At 68.5% G+C, this 19,491-nt stretch carries 14 protein-coding genes; 6 read left to right on the forward strand and 8 right to left on the reverse strand.

Annotated elements, in window-relative coordinates; all coding sequences use genetic code 11:
- Window positions 1-52: 52 nt before the first annotated feature.
- Window positions 53-3,937, reverse strand: coding sequence for a phosphoribosylformylglycinamidine synthase (gene purL, locus AC5QAH_RS19065; protein WP_495232508.1), 3,885 nt, complete (start codon window positions 3,935-3,937; stop codon window positions 53-55).
- Between the two features lie 804 nt (window positions 3,938-4,741).
- Between purL and AC5QAH_RS19070 the strand changes: the two genes are divergently transcribed.
- Window positions 4,742-6,841: a glycosyl hydrolase family 18 protein gene (locus tag AC5QAH_RS19070; RefSeq protein ID WP_495232509.1), complete on the forward strand. Its 2,100-nt coding sequence runs from the start codon at window positions 4,742-4,744 to the stop codon at window positions 6,839-6,841.
- Between the two features lie 120 nt (window positions 6,842-6,961).
- Here AC5QAH_RS19070 and AC5QAH_RS19075 read toward each other — a convergent pair whose 3' ends face one another.
- Together AC5QAH_RS19075 and xerD are read right to left on the reverse strand one after the other, a co-directional pair.
- A complete protein-coding gene (locus AC5QAH_RS19075) occupies window positions 6,962-7,747 on the reverse strand; it encodes a thioredoxin fold domain-containing protein (RefSeq protein ID WP_495232510.1) in 786 nt (261 codons plus the stop codon).
- Between the two features lie 100 nt (window positions 7,748-7,847).
- A complete protein-coding gene (xerD, locus tag AC5QAH_RS19080) occupies window positions 7,848-8,825 on the reverse strand; it encodes a site-specific tyrosine recombinase XerD (RefSeq protein WP_495232511.1) in 978 nt (325 codons plus the stop codon).
- 56 nt (window positions 8,826-8,881) lie between these two features.
- On the opposite strand from xerD, the gene AC5QAH_RS19085 reads away from it, so the two are divergent.
- Entirely contained in the window at window positions 8,882-9,373 is a 492-nt protein-coding gene (locus tag AC5QAH_RS19085; RefSeq protein ID WP_019338020.1) for an RDD family protein, read from the forward strand.
- 92 nt (window positions 9,374-9,465) lie between these two features.
- Here the strand turns inward: AC5QAH_RS19085 and lptG are convergent, their stop codons facing one another.
- Together lptG and lptF are read right to left on the reverse strand one after the other, a co-directional pair.
- Window positions 9,466-10,572, reverse strand: a complete 1,107-nt coding sequence (lptG, locus tag AC5QAH_RS19090) for an LPS export ABC transporter permease LptG (RefSeq protein WP_043403322.1) — start codon at window positions 10,570-10,572, stop codon at window positions 9,466-9,468.
- Window positions 10,569-11,651: an LPS export ABC transporter permease LptF gene (gene lptF, locus AC5QAH_RS19095; RefSeq protein WP_019338018.1), complete on the reverse strand. Its 1,083-nt coding sequence runs from the start codon at window positions 11,649-11,651 to the stop codon at window positions 10,569-10,571. The genes lptG and lptF overlap by 4 nt, the downstream gene beginning before the upstream one ends.
- Before the next feature lie 104 nt (window positions 11,652-11,755).
- Here lptF and AC5QAH_RS19100 point away from each other — a divergent pair, with 104 nt between their 5' ends.
- From AC5QAH_RS19100 to AC5QAH_RS19115, 4 genes are all read left to right on the forward strand, one after another.
- Window positions 11,756-13,234: a leucyl aminopeptidase gene (locus AC5QAH_RS19100; RefSeq protein WP_100447636.1), complete on the forward strand. Its 1,479-nt coding sequence runs from the start codon at window positions 11,756-11,758 to the stop codon at window positions 13,232-13,234.
- A gap of 82 nt (window positions 13,235-13,316) precedes the next feature.
- A complete protein-coding gene (locus AC5QAH_RS19105) occupies window positions 13,317-13,742 on the forward strand; it encodes a DNA polymerase III subunit chi (RefSeq protein WP_010480719.1) in 426 nt (141 codons plus the stop codon).
- 72 nt (window positions 13,743-13,814) lie between these two features.
- On the forward strand, window positions 13,815-16,643 hold the full coding sequence (locus AC5QAH_RS19110) for a valine--tRNA ligase (protein ID WP_010480718.1): 2,829 nt from the start codon (window positions 13,815-13,817) through the stop codon (window positions 16,641-16,643).
- Between the two features lie 134 nt (window positions 16,644-16,777).
- The gene (locus AC5QAH_RS19115; RefSeq protein WP_049452672.1) at window positions 16,778-17,599 is read left to right on the forward strand and encodes an EamA family transporter; all 822 of its coding nucleotides are present in this window, start codon (window positions 16,778-16,780) and stop codon (window positions 17,597-17,599) included.
- A 104-nt stretch (window positions 17,600-17,703) separates the two neighbouring features.
- Here AC5QAH_RS19115 and rimI read toward each other — a convergent pair whose 3' ends face one another.
- Genes rimI through pssA form a run of 3 tightly spaced genes read right to left on the reverse strand, consistent with a single transcriptional unit; the run spans window position 17,704 to window position 19,480 of the window.
- Entirely contained in the window at window positions 17,704-18,201 is a 498-nt protein-coding gene (rimI, locus tag AC5QAH_RS19120; protein WP_032128003.1) for a ribosomal protein S18-alanine N-acetyltransferase, read from the reverse strand.
- Window positions 18,198-18,707 (reverse strand): hypothetical protein, encoded by a 510-nt coding sequence (locus AC5QAH_RS19125; protein WP_043403295.1) that lies wholly within the window; start codon window positions 18,705-18,707, stop codon window positions 18,198-18,200. Before AC5QAH_RS19125 ends, rimI begins: the two co-directional genes overlap by 4 nt.
- Window positions 18,704-19,480 (reverse strand): CDP-diacylglycerol--serine O-phosphatidyltransferase, encoded by a 777-nt coding sequence (pssA, locus tag AC5QAH_RS19130; RefSeq protein WP_005408007.1) that lies wholly within the window; start codon window positions 19,478-19,480, stop codon window positions 18,704-18,706. The genes AC5QAH_RS19125 and pssA overlap by 4 nt, the downstream gene beginning before the upstream one ends.
- Between the last annotated feature and the right edge of the window lie 11 nt (window positions 19,481-19,491).

Consider the following 19,491-nt stretch of genomic DNA (forward strand, 5'->3'; position numbering starts at 1 on the left):
CGGCGGGTTTTTCCGTACGCAGCGGCATTGCGGCCTGCGCAGAACGATGCGATCAGCCGCACCATACCCGCGCGTTGCGGAACATGCGCATCCACGGCGAGTCACCCTGCCACTCGGCCGGCGCCCAGCTCATGTTGAGCGCGCGCGGCGTGCGTTCCGGGTGCGGCATCATGATGGTGACGCGGCCGTCGCTGCTGGTCAGGCCGGTGATGCCGTCCGGCGAACCGTTCGGGTTCAGCGGGTACTGGCTGGCCACGTTGCCGTTGCCATCGATGTAGCGCAGCGAAACGCGAGCGGCTGCCTGGTCGACGGCATTGTCGAACACGGCCTGGCCTTCACCATGCGCCACCGCCACCTGCAGGCGCGAACCAGCCATGCCACGCAGCAGGATCGACGGCGACTCCACCACTTCCAGCAGCGCGGTACGGGCTTCGAACTGCTCACTGGCGTTGCGGCGGAACTGCGGCCAGTGCTCGGCCCCCGGAATGATGCCCTTGAGCTGGCTCATCATCTGGCAACCGTTGCACACGCCCAGCGCGAAGCTGTCCTCGCGCGCGAAGAACGCGGCAAAGGCATCACGCAGCGCACTGCGCTCCAGGATCGAGGTGGCCCAGCCGCGGCCGGCACCCAGCACGTCGCCGTAGCTGAAGCCACCGCAGGCGACCAGGCCGGTGAAGTCCTGCAATGCCACGCGGCCTTCGATCAGGTCGCTCATATGCACGTCGAAGGCGCGGAAGCCGGCACGTTCGAAGGCGTTGGCCATTTCGATCTGGCCGTTGACGCCCTGCTCGCGCAGTACCGCCACGCGCGGACGCGCGCCGGTGCTGATGAACGGGGCGGCCACATCTTCATTGAGGTCGAAGCTGAGCTTGGGCTTCAGGCCCGGCGCAGTGAAGGCACGGGCGATCTCGCGCTCGGCATCGGCATTGGCCGGGTTGTCGCGGCGCTTCTGCATCGCGTGGGTGACCGACCACCAGGCGTCGAACAGCGCTTCCCAGCGCCATTCGGCCAGGTTCTCGCCGGCCAGCGACACGCGCACCACCGGTGCGGTGGTCGGCTTGGCGATGCGCTGTGCACACTCGATCAGTGCATGGCGCTCGACCAGGTCGGCAAAGGCGGCGCGGTCTTCGCGGGCGATCTGCACCACCGCGCCCAGCTCTTCATTGAACAGGCTGCGGAACGGATCGTCGCCCCAGGCATCGAGGGTGATGTCCAGGCCCAGCCGCGAGGTGAAGGCCATTTCGCACAGCGCGGCGAAGGCGCCGCCGTCGCTGCGGTCGTGGTAAGCCAGCAGCAGGCCGGCCTGGCGCGCATCGCGGATCAGCTCGAAGAAGCCACGCAGGCGCTGCGGGTCATCCAGGTCCGGTGCGGCGCCGGCGAAGGCCGGCAGGTCGCCGTGGTCGGCATGCACCTGCGCCAGGATCGAACCGCCCAGGCGCTGCTTGCCGGCGCCGAGGCCGATCAACCACAGCTCGCTGTCCACATCACGATCGAGCAGCGGGGTCAGCTGCTGGCGCACGTCGGCCACCGGCGCGAACGCCGAGATCACCAGCGACACCGGCGACACGCTCTTGTGCGCTTCGCCCTGGTCGTGCCACTGCGCCTGCATCGACAGCGAGTCCTTGCCGACCGGGATGCTGATGTCCAGCTGCGGGCACAGTTCCATGCCCACCGCCTTCACCGCGTCGTACAGCAGCGCGTCTTCGCCGGGGTGGCCGGCCGCGGCCATCCAGTTCGCCGACAGCTTGATCTCATCCAGCGCATCGACCGGGGCCGCGCACAGGTTGGTCAGCGCTTCGCCCACCGCCATGCGTGCCGAAGCAGCCGCATCGAGCAGGGCCAGCGGGGTGCGCTCGCCGATCGACATCGCTTCGCCGGCCACGCCGTCGAAGTCGGCCAGGGTGATCGCCACGTCGGCCACCGGCAGCTGCCACGGGCCGACCATCTGTTCGCGCGCGGTCAGGCCACCGACGCTGCGGTCACCGATGGTGACCAGGAAGTTCTTCGAAGCGACCGTCGGGTGCGCGAGCACGCGCAGGCCGGCGTCCTGCAGGTCCAGGCCGCCGGTCTTCAGCGCCGGCCAGCGCGGTGCCGGCGGGTGCGCGGTGGCGCGGTGCATCTTCGGCGGCTTGCCGAACAGCACGTCCATCGGCAGGTCGATCGGCGCATCGGCCGGGGTGTGGCCCGGCACGGCGCCGTAGGCGACCACCAGGTGCTCTTCAGCGGTGGCCACGCCAACGGCAGCGAACGGGCAGCGCTCGCGCGCGCACAGCGCGGCGAACTCGGCCAGGCGCTCCTGGGCCACGCCGAGCACGTAGCGTTCCTGCGATTCGTTGCACCACAGCTGCATCGGCGACAGCGACGGGTCATCGGTGGGCACCTTGCCCAGGTCGATGACACCACCGACGTTCGAGTCGTGCAGCAGTTCGGGGATGGCATTGGACAGGCCACCTGCACCGACGTCATGGAAGAACTTGATCGGGTTGTTGGCACCCATTGCCACGCAGCGGTCGATGACCTCCTGGCAGCGACGCTCCATTTCCGGGTTGTCGCGCTGCACGCTGGCGAAGTCCAGGTCCTCGGCGCTTTCACCGGAGGCCACCGAACTGGCGGCGCCGCCGCCCAGGCCGATCAGCATCGCCGGGCCACCGAGCACGATGACCGCATCACCGGCCTGCAGCGGGATCTTGTCAACCTGTACGCGATCGATCGCGCCGAGGCCACCGGCCAGCATGATCGGCTTGTCGTAGGCGCGGACCAGATCGGCGCCTTCCGGCAGCTCGAAGCTGCGGAAGTAGCCGAGCAGGTTCGGGCGGCCGAATTCGTTGTTGAACGCAGCGCCGCCCAGCGGGCCGTCAGTCATGATTTCCAGCGCCGGCGCCATGCGCGGGTTCAGCGCGCGCGGTGCTTCCCACGGCTGCGGCAGCTCCGGGATGCGCAGGTGCGAGACCGAGAAACCGGACAGGCCTGCCTTCGGCTTGCCGCCGCGGCCGGTTGCGCCTTCGTCGCGGATCTCGCCACCGTTGCCGGTCGATGCGCCCGGGAACGGTGCGATCGCGGTCGGGTGGTTGTGCGTTTCCACCTTGATCTGGAACGCGCTGGGCACCTGTGCTTCGCGGCGGTATTCGCCACTGGCCGGGTCCGGGCGGTAACGCGAGGCCGGATGGCCTTCAATCACCGCCGCATTGTCGCTGTACGCGCTGAGCGTGTGCTGCGGGGTCTGCTGGTGGGTGTTCTTGATCATCCGGAACAGCGAGCGGTCCTGCTCCTGACCGTCGATGGTCCAGCTGGCGTTGAAGATCTTGTGCCGGCAGTGCTCGGAATTGGCCTGCGCGAACATCATCAGTTCGACGTCGGACGGCGCGCGGCCCAGCGCGGTGAAGCGTTCGCGCAGGTAGTCGATCTCGTCCTGGGCCATGGCCAGGCCGAGGCGCTGGTTGGCGGCCTCCAGCTGGTCCACCGGCACGCGTTCCAGTTCGCCACGGGCCGGCGCCGAGAACAGCGCCTGGCCCTGCTCCACGGTCTCCAGCACCGACTGCGTCATCGGGTCGTGCAGCGCCTTGACCAGCGCCTGCTGGGCGGCGGCATCGGCCGGCCAGCCCTGCACGTCGATGCGCAGGCCGCGCTCGACCCGGCTCACCGGCTGCCCGGCACCACGGACCAGCTCGGTGGCCTTGCTCGACCACGGCGACAGCGTGCCCAGGCGCGGCACCACGATGCGGCTGACCGCGCCTTCGGCCAGGGCCTCGGCCTGCGGCGCAGCTTCGAGGATGCGGCACAGCGTGGTCAGGTCGGGGGCGGCGCTGCCTTCGGGCTGCACGAAGTAGACGTGCCAGGCACCGCTGATGCGCAGGGAGGGAGCGATGGACTGCAGGCGGGATTCAAGACGTTCGCGGCGGAACGGCGACAGGGCGGGCGCGCCCTCGAGGACCATCATGTCCGGGGAACCGTAGTTGGGAAACGGGCCCGACATTGTACCGGAAGCGGGGGGTGGGCTTTGGCCGGGCGGCGCCCGGCACCCGCCGAGGCCAGGGCCGAAGCAACGGCAACGGCCCAAGCAAAAGCGGGGTTCCCGTGGGATGGCGGGGTGGTGGGGGCCAGCAGGACACGCCGTAAACCCGTCCATGGGGGCTCGATGGCGCCATCCATGGCGCCAACGGTCCTGCTGGCCCCCACCACCCCGCCCCCGACAGATTTCCGCGATCTGCCGCCATGCGTGGATGCTCCCCGGTAGTGCCGGCCGCTGGCCGGCAACCAGAGGAAGTCAGAAATCAGGCATTGAAGAGCGAAGCGACCGGCTTTTGATTTTGATTTTCTGTTCTGTCTTTCGTGGCTGGGCCGCGCAGGAACCTGTCAGGGGTCGGGCGGGTGGGCATCGCGGGGGTGTCCGCGGCATGGATGCCGCGGCCAAGCCCCCATGGACGGGTTTACGGCGTCCCCCGCGATGCCCACCCGCCCGGGCAAACCCATGAAATCGCAGTGCGACCCGCCACGAGGGGCTCCGCCGATGGCCGCCGGCCGCGCGCAGCGCCGCTCTCCGCCCGATTCCCGGAACCATGCGCTTGCTCACGGATTGACCACATGATTGATGACAACGTTGTCCCTACCTGGCGCCGGACTCTCTCCCCGGCCTCCCAGGTACCTCCGTCCGGCCCCTCCGTCGCCTTCCCGGGCGATGCCCGGACCTGCGTCACGCGCGGCGCCATCGGGGCCCGCGCGCCCTTTGATCGGAGACTTACCCATGTACGACCCGATTGTGCGCAGTGCCGAACGTGCGACCCGAAGCTGTCGTCCCCGCCGCCTGGCCTGGCTGCTTGCCGTGGCCGCCGGTGCCGCCGCCCTGCCCGGCCTGGCGCAGGCCGCCAGCTGTGCCGGGGTGGCCCAGTGGGACCAGGCCAGGATCTACCGGGCCGGCGATACCCTGCAGAAAGGAGGCGTCCTCTATCGGGCGAACCAGGACATCTGGAACGCGCCGCCGGACCATCCGGCCGGTGCGCCCTACTACACCAACCTCGGCGCCTGCGATGGCAGCGGCGCCAACCAGCCGCCGGTGGTCAGCCTGACCTCGCCGGCCAACGGCGCCACCTTCAGTGCCGGCAGCACGGTCAACGTGACTGCCAACGCCAGTGATCCGGACGGCAGCGTCGCCAAGGTCGAGTTCTTCCGCGATGGCAGCACGCTGGGCGTGGCCACCAGTGCGCCGTACGCGGCCAGCTGGGCCAATGCCAGCGCCGGCAGCCACACCCTGCGCGCGGTGGCCACTGACAACAACAACGCCACCAGCAGCACCGCGACCATCACCATCACCGTCAACGCCGCCGGTGGCGATACCACCGCACCGAGCGTGCCGGGCGGGCTGGCGGTCGGTACGCGCACCGCCAACAGCATCGCGCTCAGCTGGAGCCCGTCCTCCGACAACACCGGTGGCAGCGGCGTGGCCGGCTACGACGTGTACCGCAACGGCAGCCTGGTCGGTTCACCGTCCAGTGCCAGCTATGTCGACGGCGGGCTGACTGCCTCCACCACCTACCGCTACCGCGTGCGCGCCCGCGACAACGCCGGCAACGCGTCGGCACAGGGCACCGAGATCAGCGCCACCACGCTGGCCGGCGACGGCGGCACCACCGGCAAGCGGGTCATCGGCTACTTCACCCAGTGGGGCATCTACGGCCGCAATTACCGGGTCAAGAACATCGACAGCAGCGGCTCGGCCGCACGCCTGACCCACATCAACTACGCGTTCGGCAACGTGCGCAACAACCGCTGCGAAGTGGGCATCACCCAGCCGTCGGATCCGAACAGCGGTGCCGGTGGCGATGCCTTCGCCGACTACACCAAGGCCTTCAGCGCTGCCGAGAGTGTCAGCGGCAGCGCCGATACCTGGGACCAGCCGCTGCGTGGCAACTGGAACCAGCTCAAGCAGCTCAAGGCCAAGTACCCGGGCATGAAGGTGCTGATCTCGCTGGGTGGCTGGACCTGGTCGCGCGGCTTCTCCAGCGCGGCGCGCCCAGAAAACCGCCAGGCGTTCGTCGCCTCGTGCATCGACGCCTACATCAAGGGCAACCTGCCGGTGACCGACGGTGCCGGTGGCGCCGGTGCCGCGCTGGGCGTGTTCGACGGCATCGACATCGACTGGGAATACCCGGTGGCCTGCGGCATCGAATGCGGCAAGCCGGAAGACAACGCCAACTTCACCGCACTGATGGCCGAGTTCCGCCGCCAGCTCGATGCGGTGCGTCCGGGCCTGTTGCTGACGGTGGCGGTGGGTGCCGGCATCGACAAGATCCGCGTCACCGATCCAGCCGCGTACCACCCGTACCTGGACTACATCAACGTGATGACCTACGACTTCCACGGCGCGTGGGATGCGAAGACCAATCACCAGTCGGCACTGTTCGATTCGCCGAATGATCCGTCCACCGGCGACCAGAAGCTGTACAACAGCAACGACGCCATCGAGGCCTTCATCAGCCGCGGCGTGCCCGCCGCCAAGCTCAACCTGGGCATCGGCTATTACGGGCGTGGCTGGACCGGGGTGGCCAACGCCAACAACGGCCTGTACCAGACCGCCACTGGCGCCGCTCCGGGCACGTATGAAGCCGGCATCGAAGACTGGAAGGTGCTGAATAACCTGGCGTGGCCGGGCTACACCGACAACACCGCCGGTGCCACCTGGATCTACAACGGCAGCACGCTGTGGAGCTTCGATACCCCGGCCAACATCACCCGCAAGATGGGCTACGTGAAGACCCAGGGCCTGGGCGGCGCGTTCGTCTGGGAGTTCAGTGGTGACGATGCACAGGGCACGCTGACCAAGGCGGTCAGTGACGGCCTGAAGTAAGAAAAAAGCCGGGGGTGCTGCGCGCCCCCGGCTTCCTACCTGTAGAGCCGAGCCCATGCTCGGCTGATGTTTCCGCAGCCGAGCATGGGCTCGGCTCTACAGAAACAACGTCGGCGGCGATCAGCGCTTGGCCGACAGCTTTTCCAGCGCCGCGCGCAGCTGCGCCGGCGGCAGGTAACCGCCCAGCTGGCTACCGTCCGGCGCGAAGATCGCCGGCGTCCCGTTCACGCCCAGCTGCTGGCCCAGTGCGTACTGCATCGCCACCGGGTTGGTGCAGTTCTTGGCCGGCACATTGCCACCGCGCTTGGCATTGGTCAGCGCCTGGCGGCGATCCGCTGCACACCAGACCGAGATCATGTCGGTGTAGTCCTTGCTGCCCAGCCCCATGCGCGGGAACGCCAGGTACTCGACGGTGATGCCGTTGCGGTTGAGCTCGGCGATGTCCTGGTGCAGCTTGCGGCAGTAGCCACACTCGATGTCGGTGAACACGCTGATGGTGTACTTGGCATTCGGCGCGGCGAACACGATGCGGTCGCCATGGTTGGCCTTGGCCAGCAGATCGCGGCGGTAGCCGAGCAGGCCTTCGCTGTTGGCCGGGCCCTTGGCGCGGGTGTCGTAGGGCTGCGACTGGAACAGGTAGCGGCCATCATCGGACACGTACAGCAGCTGGCCGGACACGACGACCTCACGGAAGCCGGGGAACGGTGCAGCACCGATGTAGTCCACCTGGAAACCGGGGTTCAGCGCGGTCAGCGCGGCGCGCACGGCCTGATCGGCCGACGCGTTGGCGGCCGGGCTGGCCTTGGCCGCAGCGGTGGCGGGTGCCTTGGCAGCTGGCGGGGCCGGCTGGGCGCAGGCGGTCAGGCTGAGCGCACCGAACACGGCGGCGATGGCAAATCGGAGCATGGAGCGGTCCGCGGCAGAAGAAGACCCCGGATTCTGACACAGCTGCCGCGACCGGGCCGCGACACCGCCCGACGCTTGAGGCCGGGGTTCAGGCCTGCGCTCAGCCGCGCGGATGGTGGCGTGCGTGCAGCTTCTGCAGGTGTTCGCGGGCCACCAGGGTGTAGATCTGGGTGGTCGACAGCGAGCTGTGGCCGAGCAGCATCTGCAGCGCGCGCAGGTCGGCACCGCGGTTGAGCAGATGCGTGGCAAAGCTGTGCCGCAGGCCATGCGGGCTGATCCGCGCCGGATCGATGCCGGCCACCTGGGCGTGGCGCTTGACCAGATGCCAGAACGCCTGGCGGGTCAGCGCATGCAGCGTCGGCTCGACGAACAACGGTGTCTGCCCGTCTGCCAACGCGTGCACCTTGCCCTTGCCGACCAGCAGCGGGCGCGACTGCTGCAGGTAACGCTCCAGCCAGTGCTGCGACTCCTCACCCAGCGGCACCAGCCGTTCCTTGCTGCCCTTGCCGGTCACCCGCAGCACGCCCTGGCGCAGGTTGACCGCGGTGGCGGGCAGCAGCACCAGCTCGCTCACGCGCAGGCCGGCGGCATACATCAGCTCCAGCATGGCCCGATCGCGCAGGCCCAGCGGGCTGTCGACATCCGGTGCTGCCAACAGCGCGTCGATCTGGCTCTCGGCCGGCGCCTTGGGCAGCAATCGTGGCAGCTTGGGCGGATCCAGCAGCGCGCTGGGATCCTCGCTGCGTTCGCCGCGGCGCACGCCATCGGCGAAGAACGCCCGCAGCGCCGACAGCAACCGCGCATTGCTGCGCGGTGACCAGCCGTGGCGGGTACGCCAAGCCAGATAGTCGAACAGGCCGGGACGCTCGATGCCGGCCAGGCCACCATCGCGCCCGTCCATCCAGCGTGCCAGCCCTTCCAGGTCGCGCCGGTAGCTGTCGAGGGTGGCGCGGGCCAGGCCGTTCTCGGCCCAGATCGCATCGAGGAAGCGCTGGATGCGCACGCTGTCATCGGCGCGCAGCTCGGGCAGTTGCTGCACCAGCTGGCGGCGTTCGGCGGGGGTGGAAACAGAGGCCATGCGTGCAGGATACGAGGGCCACTGCGGATGCGGCCAGCATTGCGTATGCTCGGCGCATGTCCCGCCCCGTCATTGATACGGCCCCTGCGGCCGCTACAGAGCTGCCCCGCCCGCGCGCATTGCTGCTGTGGCGCGCGCTGGCGATGGTCTACGACGCGCTGCCGGTGCTGGCGCTGTGGATGCTGGCCGGCACCCTGTTCACCCTTGCCTACACCTTCAGCGGCCATGCCCAGCGCGAGAACATCGCGCCGTTCAGTGCTTGGCAGTGGCTGCTGTGGGCGGTGTGCTGGGCGATCACGGGGTGGTACGCGACGGCAAGCTGGCGCCGCGGCGGGCAGACGCTGGGCATGCGGCCGTGGCGGCTGAAACTGCACGCCAGCGATGGCGCGCCGCTGCGGCGCAGCCAGCTGTGGCTGCGCTTCGCCGTGGGCACGCTGTCCCTGCTGCTGGGTGGACTGGGATTCTGGTGGGCGTGGGTCGATCGCGGACGCCTGACCTGGCATGACCGCGCCAGCGGTACCCGCCTGGTGCGGATGCCGAAAAGGTAAGGCGCTGTCTGTAGAGCCGAGCCCGTGCTCGGCTGCTTTCCGCACTGTACGTGACAGCCGAGAGCACAGGCTCGGCTCTACAACAACCAGAATCAGCCCGACTTGCGCCGGAACAGCAGTCCTGACACCGCCAGCATCACGATCGGCGGCAGCGCATAGGCAATGCGGTAATCGAACTTCAACGCGCCGGCCATGCGCCCGAAGAACAGCTGCAGCAGCCAGAAGCCCAGCGCGAACAGGATGCCCAGGAACAGGCGCTTGCCCATGCCGCCGCTGCGCAGCGAACCGAACGCGAACGGCACCGCCGCCAGGCATAGCGCCAGCACGTTCACCGGGTAGAACCAGCGGCTCCAGTACACATCCTCGAAGTCGCGCGCATCCAGCCCGTTGCGCTGGCGATAGGCGATGCTGGTACTCAGTTCGGCCACGCTGAGGTTGCGCGGCTTGGCGATGCCGGTGGCCAGCGCCGCCGGATCCAGCGAAGAATTCCACGCTTCGCGCGCCACTTCCTCACGCGTGGCCGAGCGTTCACCAAAGGTGTCCCGGCGCACGCCCGTCAATACCCAGCCATCCTTGTCATGCTCGACGGTGGCAGCATGGGTCAGCGAGGCGATCCGGCCGTCTTCAGCGATGTGATACAGGCGCACGTCGCGCAGGATCAGGCGCGTGCCCTTGTCGCCAACCAGCTGCTCCTCGCCACTCTGCGCATTGAGGAAGGTATCGCCCTCGCGTGCCCACAGGCCCGAATAACGGCTGGTGGCGATATCCCGCCCCCACTTGGCACTGGACTTCAACGCATCGGCACGGTCCTGGCCCCAGGGGCCCAGGGTCTCGGCGCTGAGCACCATCACCGCGGTCAGCAGCGACAGCGCGATCGCCACTGAAACGCTCAGGCGCTTGCGCGACAGCCCCAGTGCACGCAGCGCGGTCAGCTCCGAGGTCGCCGCCAGCTGGCCCAGGCCCATCAGTGCGCCGATCACCGCGGCGGTGGGGAACATGGTGTAGGCGCGGCGTGGCACCGTATACAGCACCCAGGCGGCGGCATGGCCCAGGGTGTAGCCGTTCTTGCCGATGTCCTTGAACTCGCCGGAGAACGCCATCACCACGTCCAGACCGACCAGTACGGCCCACGTCAGCAACACGGTGGTGAACACCGACCGGCCCAGGTACAGGTCGAAACGCATCGGGCGCAGCCTCATGCGCGGGCTCCCTTCGGGCGGCCCAGGCGGCCATCACGTGCATACATCCAGATGGCCAGCGCCAGCAGCGGCAGGGTCAACCACCACAGGCCGAGCGCAGCGGGGATCTTGCCGTTGGCGATCCAGCCGCTGCCGATGAACATCAGGTTGGTGCCGACCATGTAGGCCATCAGCGCCAGCATCATGCGGCCGTAGCGCTGCTGGCGCGGCGAGCTGCGGCCCAGCGGCACGGTCAGCAGGGCGAACGCCAGCGCGATCAGCGGCGGGGCCAGGCGGCGGTGCAGCTGCGCCTGTGCCTGCGGACGCTCATCGCCGATCAGCTGCAGGGTCGGCATCAGTTCCGGGTCATCCTCGGTGCGGGTCTGCGCGCCATCGGGCAGGGCCACGTCATTGCGGGCGAAGGTCGCCAGGCGGTAGTCCAGCGCACCGGCCACCGGCCCTTCCACCTGGTGGCCGTCATCCAGCTCCAGGAAGCGCTGGCGGGTACCCTCGAAGAACATGCGACCGCCATTGGCCGACACCACCTCCAGGCGGTCATCCTTCTGGCGCTGCAGAAACACTTTGCCCAGCTGGGTGCCATCGGGCGAGATCGAGGACAGGTAGACCACGCCGCCATTGGGCAGCGGGGTGAAGCGGCCCGGCTCCAGGCCGGCCATCAGCACGCTGCGGTTGGCCTCGATGATCATCTGCTCGGCCACCCGGCCGGCCCAGGGGCCCAGCCACAGCGAGCAGGTGCCGACCAGCACCACCACCGGCACCACCAGCATCAACAGCGGCCGCAGCAGGCGCTTGGGGCCCACGCCAATGGCGGTGATGACCGCCATTTCCGAATCGCGGTACAGGCGGGCGATGGCCAGCAGCAGGCCCAGCATCAGTGCCAGCGGCAGGATCAGCGGCAGGTAGGCGATGAACTGCAGGCCCAGCTGCGAGAACAGCAGCTTGGCCGGCAGCCGCCCGTCGGCGATGTTGCCGAGGATGTCCACCAGCACGCCGCCCACGCTGACCACCAGCAGGACGATCAGGGTAGCCAAGAAACTCTGGACGAAATCGCCCAGCAGGTATCGGTCGAGCTTCAGCATGGGGCGGTGGTTTAAACTCTGGGGTTCGTTCGCGGTGCCGCCCAGTCTACTGTCTGGGCGTAAACGGCCTGCGATTGTACGGACTCGCCAATGGAATCTGCTCAATGGCCCTCGAATTCACCCTGAACCACGTTGCTCCGGCCGCCGCCGCCGTTGATTGCCTGGTGGTCGGCGCCTATGCCGACCATACCCTGACCCCGGCCGCACAGGCCCTGGACGCCGCCAGCGGTGGCCGCCTGGCCGCCCTGGCCCAGCGCGGCGACCTGTCCGGCAAGACCGGCGCCACCACCCTGCTGCATGACCTGCCGGGCGTGACCGCCCCGCGCGTGCTGGTGGTCGGCCTGGGCGAAGTCGCCCGTTTCGGCGTGCCGCAGTACCTGAAGGCCGTCGGCGACGCCGTGCGCGCGCTGAAGGCCGGTGCTGCCCGCAGCGCACTGTTCACCCTGTCCGAAGTGGCCATCAAGGACCGCGACGCGGCCTGGGCGATCCGCCAGGCGGTGATCGCCGCCGATCACGCCGCCTACCGCTACACCGCCACCCTGGGCAAGAAGAAGGCCGACGACGCCGGCCTGGCCCAGCTGGCCATCGCCGGTGACGACGCGCAGGCCCTGGCCCAGGGCCAGGCCATCGCCGCCGGTGTCGAGTTCGCCCGCGAGCTGGGCAACCTGCCGCCGAACTACTGCACCCCGGCCTACCTGGCCGAGGTGGGCGTGAAGTTTGCCGGCGAGCATGACGGTGCCGAAGCCGAGATCCTCGACGAGCACCAGATGGAAGCGCTGGGCATGGGTTCGCTGCTGGCCGTGGCCCGTGGTTCGGCCAACCGCCCGCGCCTGGTGGTGCTGAAGTGGACCGGTGCTGGCGACGCCAAGCCCTATGTACTGGTCGGCAAGGGCATCACCTTCGATACCGGTGGCGTCAACCTGAAGACCCAGGGCGGCATCGAAGAAATGAAGTACGACATGTGCGGTGGCGCCAACGTCATCGGCACCTTCGTCGCTGCGGTCAAGGCCAAGCTGCCGCTGAACGTGGTGGTGGTGGTGCCGGCGGTGGAAAACGCCATCGACGGCAACGCCTACCGTCCGTCCGACGTGATCACCTCGATGTCGGGCAAGACCATCGAAGTCGGCAACACCGACGCCGAAGGCCGCCTGATCCTGTGCGACGCGCTGACTTACGCGCAGCGCTTCGAGCCGGCCGCGCTGGTCGACGTCGCCACCCTGACCGGTGCCTGCATGGTCGCCCTCGGCCACCAGACCGCCGGCCTGATGAGCAAGCACGACGACCTGGCCAACGAGCTGCTGGCCGCCGGCGAGCACGTGTTCGACCGCGCCTGGCGCCTGCCGCTGTGGGACGAGTACCAGCCGATGCTGGATTCGACCTTCGCCGACGTCTACAACATCGGCGGCCGCTGGGCCGGCGCGATCACCGCTGGCTGCTTCCTGTCTCGCTTCACCGAAGGCCAGCGCTGGGCCCACCTGGACATCGCCGGCGTGGCCAGCGATGAAGGCAAGCGTGGCATGGCCACCGGCCGCCCGGTCGGCCTGCTGAGCCAGTGGCTGCTGGACCAGGCCGCCCGCGCCTGATGCCGTACCCGACCCTGGCCGGCGCCCGCCGGCCGGGGCCTCGCCCGGCACCGCCGGAACCCTGCCTGACCCGGACCCTGCCATGCCCCGCGCCGACTTCTACCTGATCGCCAAGCCCCGCTTCCTGACCGAGCCGTTGCGCCTGGTCTGCGAGCTGGCACGCAAGGCCAACGACGCCGGGCTGTTCACCTTGGTGCTGGCCCGCGACCAGGCCCAGGCCGAGGAGCTGGACGAACTGCTGTGGGCGTTCGACAACGACGCTTACATCCCGCACCAGATCGCCGGCGAGGACATGGACGAGGAAGAAGCGCTGGTGCTGATCGCCGTACCCGGCACCGGGGCACCGGCGCGTCCGCTGGTGATCAACCTGCGTGATGAACCCTGGCTGGGCGAGTGCGAGCGCGTGCTGGAAGTGGTTCCGGCCGACCCGGAAGCGCGCGAACCGCTGCGCGAACGCTGGCGCCAGTACAAGGCCGCCGGTTACGACCTGAACAAGCACGACATGTAAGCGCGCCCCGGCCCCCTTGATGGGCCGCCGCCGCGCCCTGATCCTTCAACGATTACCTCCTGGTTCCCCCGCATGACCCAACTCGCCTCCAGCTACGACCCGAAGTCCTTCGAGACCGACCTCTACGAGGCCTGGGAGAAGGCCGGCCACTTCAAGCCGTCCGGCACGGGCGAGCCGTACACCATCCTGCTGCCGCCGCCGAACGTAACCGGCACCCTGCACATGGGCCACGCGTTCCAGCAGACCCTGATGGATGCGCTGGTGCGCTACCACCGCATGCGTGGCTACGACACGCTGTGGCAGGTCGGTACCGACCATGCCGGCATTGCCACCGAAATGGTGGTCAGCCGCAACCTGGCGCTGGAAGGCAAGGGCGAGACCCGCGATTCGCTGGGCCGCGAGGGCTTCATCGGCAAGGTCTGGGAGTGGAAGCAGCAGTCCGGCGACACCATCGAGCGCCAGATGCGCCGCCTCGGCACCTCCGCCGACTGGTCGCGCAGCACCTTCACCATGGACCCGCAGCCGTCGGCCGCCGTCAACGAAGCCTTCGTGCGCTGGTACGAGCAGGGCCTGATCTACCGTGGCCAGCGCCTGGTCAACTGGGACCCGGTGCTGAAGACCGCCATTTCCGACCTGGAAGTGGAGAGCGCCGAGGAAGACGGCTTCCTGTGGTCGATCGCCTACACGCTGGATGAAGGCCTGAGCTACGAGCACGTCGAGCGCGATGCCGACGGCGTGGAAACCCTGCGCGAAACCCGCGACTACCTGGTGGTCGCCACCACGCGCCCGGAAACCCTGCTGGGTGATACGGCGGTGATGGTGCATCCGGAAGACGAGCGCTATGCGCACCTGATCGGCAAGCAGGTGGTGCTGCCGTTGACCGGCCGCCGCGTGCCGGTGATCGCCGACGATTACGTGGACCGTGCGTTCGGCACCGGCGTGGTCAAGGTCACCCCGGCGCACGATTTCAACGACTATGAAGTGGGCGTGCGCCACAGCCTGCCGATGATCAACCTGTTCACCCCGGTGGCGGCGCTGAATGAAAACGCACCCGAACGCTTCCAGGGCCTGGACCGCTACGCCGCGCGCAAGGCCGTGCTGGCCGAGCTGGAAGACCTGGGCATCCTGGTCGAGACCAAGGCGCACAAGCTGCAGGTGCCGCGCGGTGATCGCACCGGCCAGGTGATCGAGCCGTACCTGACCGACCAGTGGTTCGTGAAGATGGACGACCTGGCCAAGCGTGGCCTGGAACTGGTCGAGGACGGAAGCATCGCCTTCGTTCCGCCGAACTGGATCAACACTTACCGCCACTGGATGAACAACATCCAGGACTGGTGCATCAGCCGCCAGCTGTGGTGGGGCCACCGCATTCCGGCGTGGTTCGACGCCGCCACCGGCAACTGCTACGTCGGTCGCAGCGAAGACGAAGTGCGCGCGAAGAACAACCTCGGCAGCGACGTGGTGCTGAACCAGGAAAGCGACGTGCTGGAGACCTGGTTCTCCTCGCAGCTGTGGCCATTCTCCACCCTGGGCTGGCCGAACGAACAGGCGATGGCCGAGCGCGGCTTCGACCGCTACCTGCCGTCGTCGGTGCTGATCACCGGCTTCGACATCATCTTCTTCTGGGTGGCGCGCATGATCATGGCCACCGACAACCTGGTCGGGAAGATCCCGTTCAAGGACGTCTACTTCACCGGCCTGATCCGCGACGGCCAGGGCCAGAAGATGTCCAAGAGCAAGGGCAACGTGCTCGACCCGCTGGACATCATCGACGGCATCACCATCGACGACCTGGTCGCCAAGCGTACCGGCGGCCTGATGCAGCCGAAGATGGTGGAGAAGATCGAAAAGGCCACCCGCAAGGAATTCCCGGACGGCATTGCTGCCCACGGTGCCGATGCGCTGCGCTTCACCATCGCCGCGCTGGCCACCCACGGCCGCGACATCAAGTTCGACATGAACCGCGCCGAGGGCTACAAGAACTTCTGCAACAAGCTGTGGAATGCCAGCCGCTTCGCGCTGATGAACACTGAAGGTGCCGCGTTCACCGGCGTGCCGAAGCCGCGCACCGATGCCGAGCGCTGGATCCTCGCGCGCCTGGCCGCCACCACTGCCGAAGCGCAGGGCCATTTCGCCGCCTACCGCTTCGATCTGCTGGCACAGTGCCTGTACGAGTTCGCCTGGAACGCGTTCTGCGACTGGTTCCTGGAACTGAGCAAGCCGGCCCTGAACGGTGCCGACGGCGCCGATGCCGAAAGCACCCGCCACACCCTGCTGTACGTGCTGGAAGCGCTGCTGCGCCTGCTGCACCCGCTCACGCCGTTCATCACTGAACAGCTGTGGCAGCAGCTGGCCCCGCGCCTGGGCCTGGCCGAAACCACGCTGTCGCTGCGCCCGTACCCGACCGCGGCCGAGTTCGAGGGCGATTTTGCCCAGGCCGAGGCCGACGTGGAATGGCTGAAGGCGGTGATCAGTGCGGTGCGTCGCGTGCGCAGCGAACTGAACGTCGCCCCGTCCAAGCTGGTGCCGCTGCGCCTGCAGGCCGGCCTGGAACAGGACCGCGTGCGCATCGAACGCTTCAGCGCTTCGCTGTCGTTCCTGCTGAAGCTGGACAGCATCCAGTGGCTGGCCGAAGGCGAAAGCGCACCGCCGGCTGCCGCTGCGATCGTGGGCGAGCTGAAGCTGCTGGTGCCGCTGGAAGGCCTGGTCGATCTCGACGCCGAGCGCGTGCGCCTGGACAAGGAAATCGCCCGCGTCGAAGCCGAAAAGGAAAAGAGCGAGACCAAGCTGGCCAGGTTCACCGACAAGGTGCCACCGGCGGTGGTCGAGCAGGAACGCGTGCGCCTGGTCGACTGGAACACCCAGCTGGCCGGCCTGCGCGAGCAGCGCGCGAAGCTGTAAGCGCCGCGCTCTGGTGCGTGCCAGCCAAGGTTGGCACCTACCACGGCGGGAGAGGTTGGCATCTACCGATGCGGAATCGGAAACGCCGGGCAATGCCCGGCGTTTCCATTTTCCCGACATGGCATCATCGCCCGATGCCTCTTTCCATTTTCCTGCTGGTCCTCGCGGCTGCGGCCCTGCACGCCAGCTGGAATGCGATCGTCAAGCGCGGACCAGACAAATTCCTCGGTACCGTGCTGGTCACCGGCAGCGCCGCGCTGCTGTCCGCCGCCGCCCTGCCCTTCCTGCCATTCCCCGCCGCGCACAGCTGGCCGTGGCTGGCTGCTTCGGTGCTGCTGCAGGTGACCTATTACGGGCTGGTCGCACGCTGTTACCAGCAGGTCGACATGAGCCTGGCCTATCCGCTGATGCGTGGCAGCGCGCCGATCCTGGTTGCGCTGGTCGGCACCCTGCTGGGCGAACCATTGCCAGCTGCCGCGTGGCTGGGCGTGGTGCTGGTGAGCACCGGCATCCTGTGCATGGCACTGGGTGCGCGTGGCGGCCAACTGCGCTTGCCACTGCTGACCGCGGCGATGATCGCCACCTACACCCTGGTCGATGCGCAGGGTGCGCGCCAGTCCGGCAGTGCGCTCAGCTACACGCTGTGGCTGTTCCTGCTGTCGGGCATTCCCCTGCCATTGTGGGCGCTGTACACCCGGCGCGGCGCGGTGCTGGACTATGCGCGGCAGCATTGGCCTCTCGGTCTGGCCGGCGGCGTCGGCACCACGGCGTCCTATGCGATGGCGTTGTGGGCGATGACCCAAGCGCCGGTGGCGATGGTCTCCGCGCTGCGTGAGTCTTCGATCCTGTTCGCGCTGCTGATCTCGGTGTTCCTGCTGCGCGAGCGCATTCCGCGTGCGCGCTGGCTGGCGGCGGCGCTCATCGTAGGCGGTGTATTGGCACTGCGGTTGGCGTGAACAATGCGTGCCAACCAAGATTGGCACCTACCACGGCAGGTGATGTGTCGATGACAGCGGAGATCCGTCGGTAGTGCCGGCCGCTGGCCGGCAACCCATCCCGGTTACAGCGGCGGCATCGCCTGCAGGTCGCCGTCGACCAGTTCGATCGCCATCACCACCGCGTCCTCGCGGCCCTGTGCGGCCGGATAGTAACGCGGGCGGCGGCCGATCTCGTTGAAGCCTTCGCTGTGGTACAGCGCCAGCGCCGGCGTGTTGGACGGACGCACTTCCAGGAACACCCGCTGCGCACCCCGGTCGCCGGCCAGCTGTACCAGCGCTCGCAACAGCTGGCGTCCGAGCCCACGCGACTGCGTCAGCGGGTCGATGCAGACGTTCAGCACATGGGCCTCGTCGGCCGCGATGCTGAGCACGCCATAGCCGATCAACTGGCCATCGCGCTCCATGGCCAGGCCTGGATAACCCGCACGCAGGCAGTCAACGAAGATGCCGCGGGTCCAGGGAAACGGATAGCCGCGTACTTCAATCGCCATCACCGCGTTGAGGTCGCTCTCGCGCAGCGCACGCAGGCTGACCGGACCCGGCTGGCTGACCGCACTCATGGCGTGCCCCGCTTGCGCAGGGCGCGCAGCTGCGGCCACAGCGCGCGCTTGGCGGCCGGGTCCTGGCGCAGCTGGTCCAGCGGCCAGCTGTCCATCAGCGCCTGCGTGGCCGGATCGTTGGGGTTGCAGCCGGACGCGCGCAGCAAGGCGATCTGCAGGCGATCCGGCAGCCGCACCACCGGCTGCCGGGCATTGCCGCCGGGCAGCGGGCGGGCAGCGGCGGGCGCGGTGTCCGGTGCGCTGACCGGGGTCTCGCGACGCGGCGGTGCCGGGCGCTCCTGGCGGGAAACCGGTGTGGCCGCAGCCAGAGGCTCGCGCGCGGGTGCGGTGGGTGCCCGCGCCTGCTCCACCGCTGGCGCGGCAGCCGCCTCGGCTTCGGCCACGCTCAGCTGCAGCGCGGCATCCAGCTCGGCGGCCAGCTGGCCGTCGTGATAGACGGTGTAGCCCATGGCCTGCAGCCAGGCCTGCTGGGCCGGTGACCACAGCACGGGCAGGTCCTGGCTCACGCGGCCTCGGGCTTCTTGCGCAGGCGCTGCACGGCCCACATCACCGGGCCGGACAAGGCGTACAGGATGCCCACCGCGAACAGCACGCGCGGCAGATCGATGACCGCGATGGCGATGGCCACCGGTACCAGCGCCAGCACCAGGAACGGCACGCGGTCGGAACGGGTACCCTTGGCGCCGCCGCCCTTGAAGCTCCAGAAGCGGATGCGGCTGACCATCAGCAGCGCCGCAACGATCGTCACCGCCAGCGCCACGTAGCGCAGCTGGTTGCCGTCCCAGCCCAGGTTGCCATCGGCAAAGGCCCAGACGAAGGACATCATCAAGCCAGCCGCGGCCGGGCTGGCCAGGCCGACGAACCAGCGCTTGTCGACCACTGCCACCTGGGTGTTGAAGCGGGCCAGGCGCAGCGCCGCGCAGGCGGCATACAGGAAGGCCACGGCCCAGCCGACGCGGCCGAGCAGCGGGTCATCGAACTTCAGCCACGACAGCGACCAGTGGTACATCACCAGTGCCGGGGCCATGCCGAAGCTGACCAGGTCGGCCAGCGAGTCGTACTGCACGCCGAATTCGCTGCTGGTACCGGTCAGGCGCGCCACGCGCCCATCCAGGCCATCCATCACCGCTGCCACGAACACGGCGATGCTGGCGTTGACGAAGTCCCCGTTGGCCGCGGCGATGATCGCGTAGAAGCCGGCAAACAGGCCGGCGGTGGTGAACAGGTTGGGCAGCAGGTAAATCGTGCGCGAACGCGGCGGCGGTGTGATCGGGTCCATGGAATCCAGTT

The organism is Stenotrophomonas sp. YJH_SMC_43, assembly GCF_059372535.1.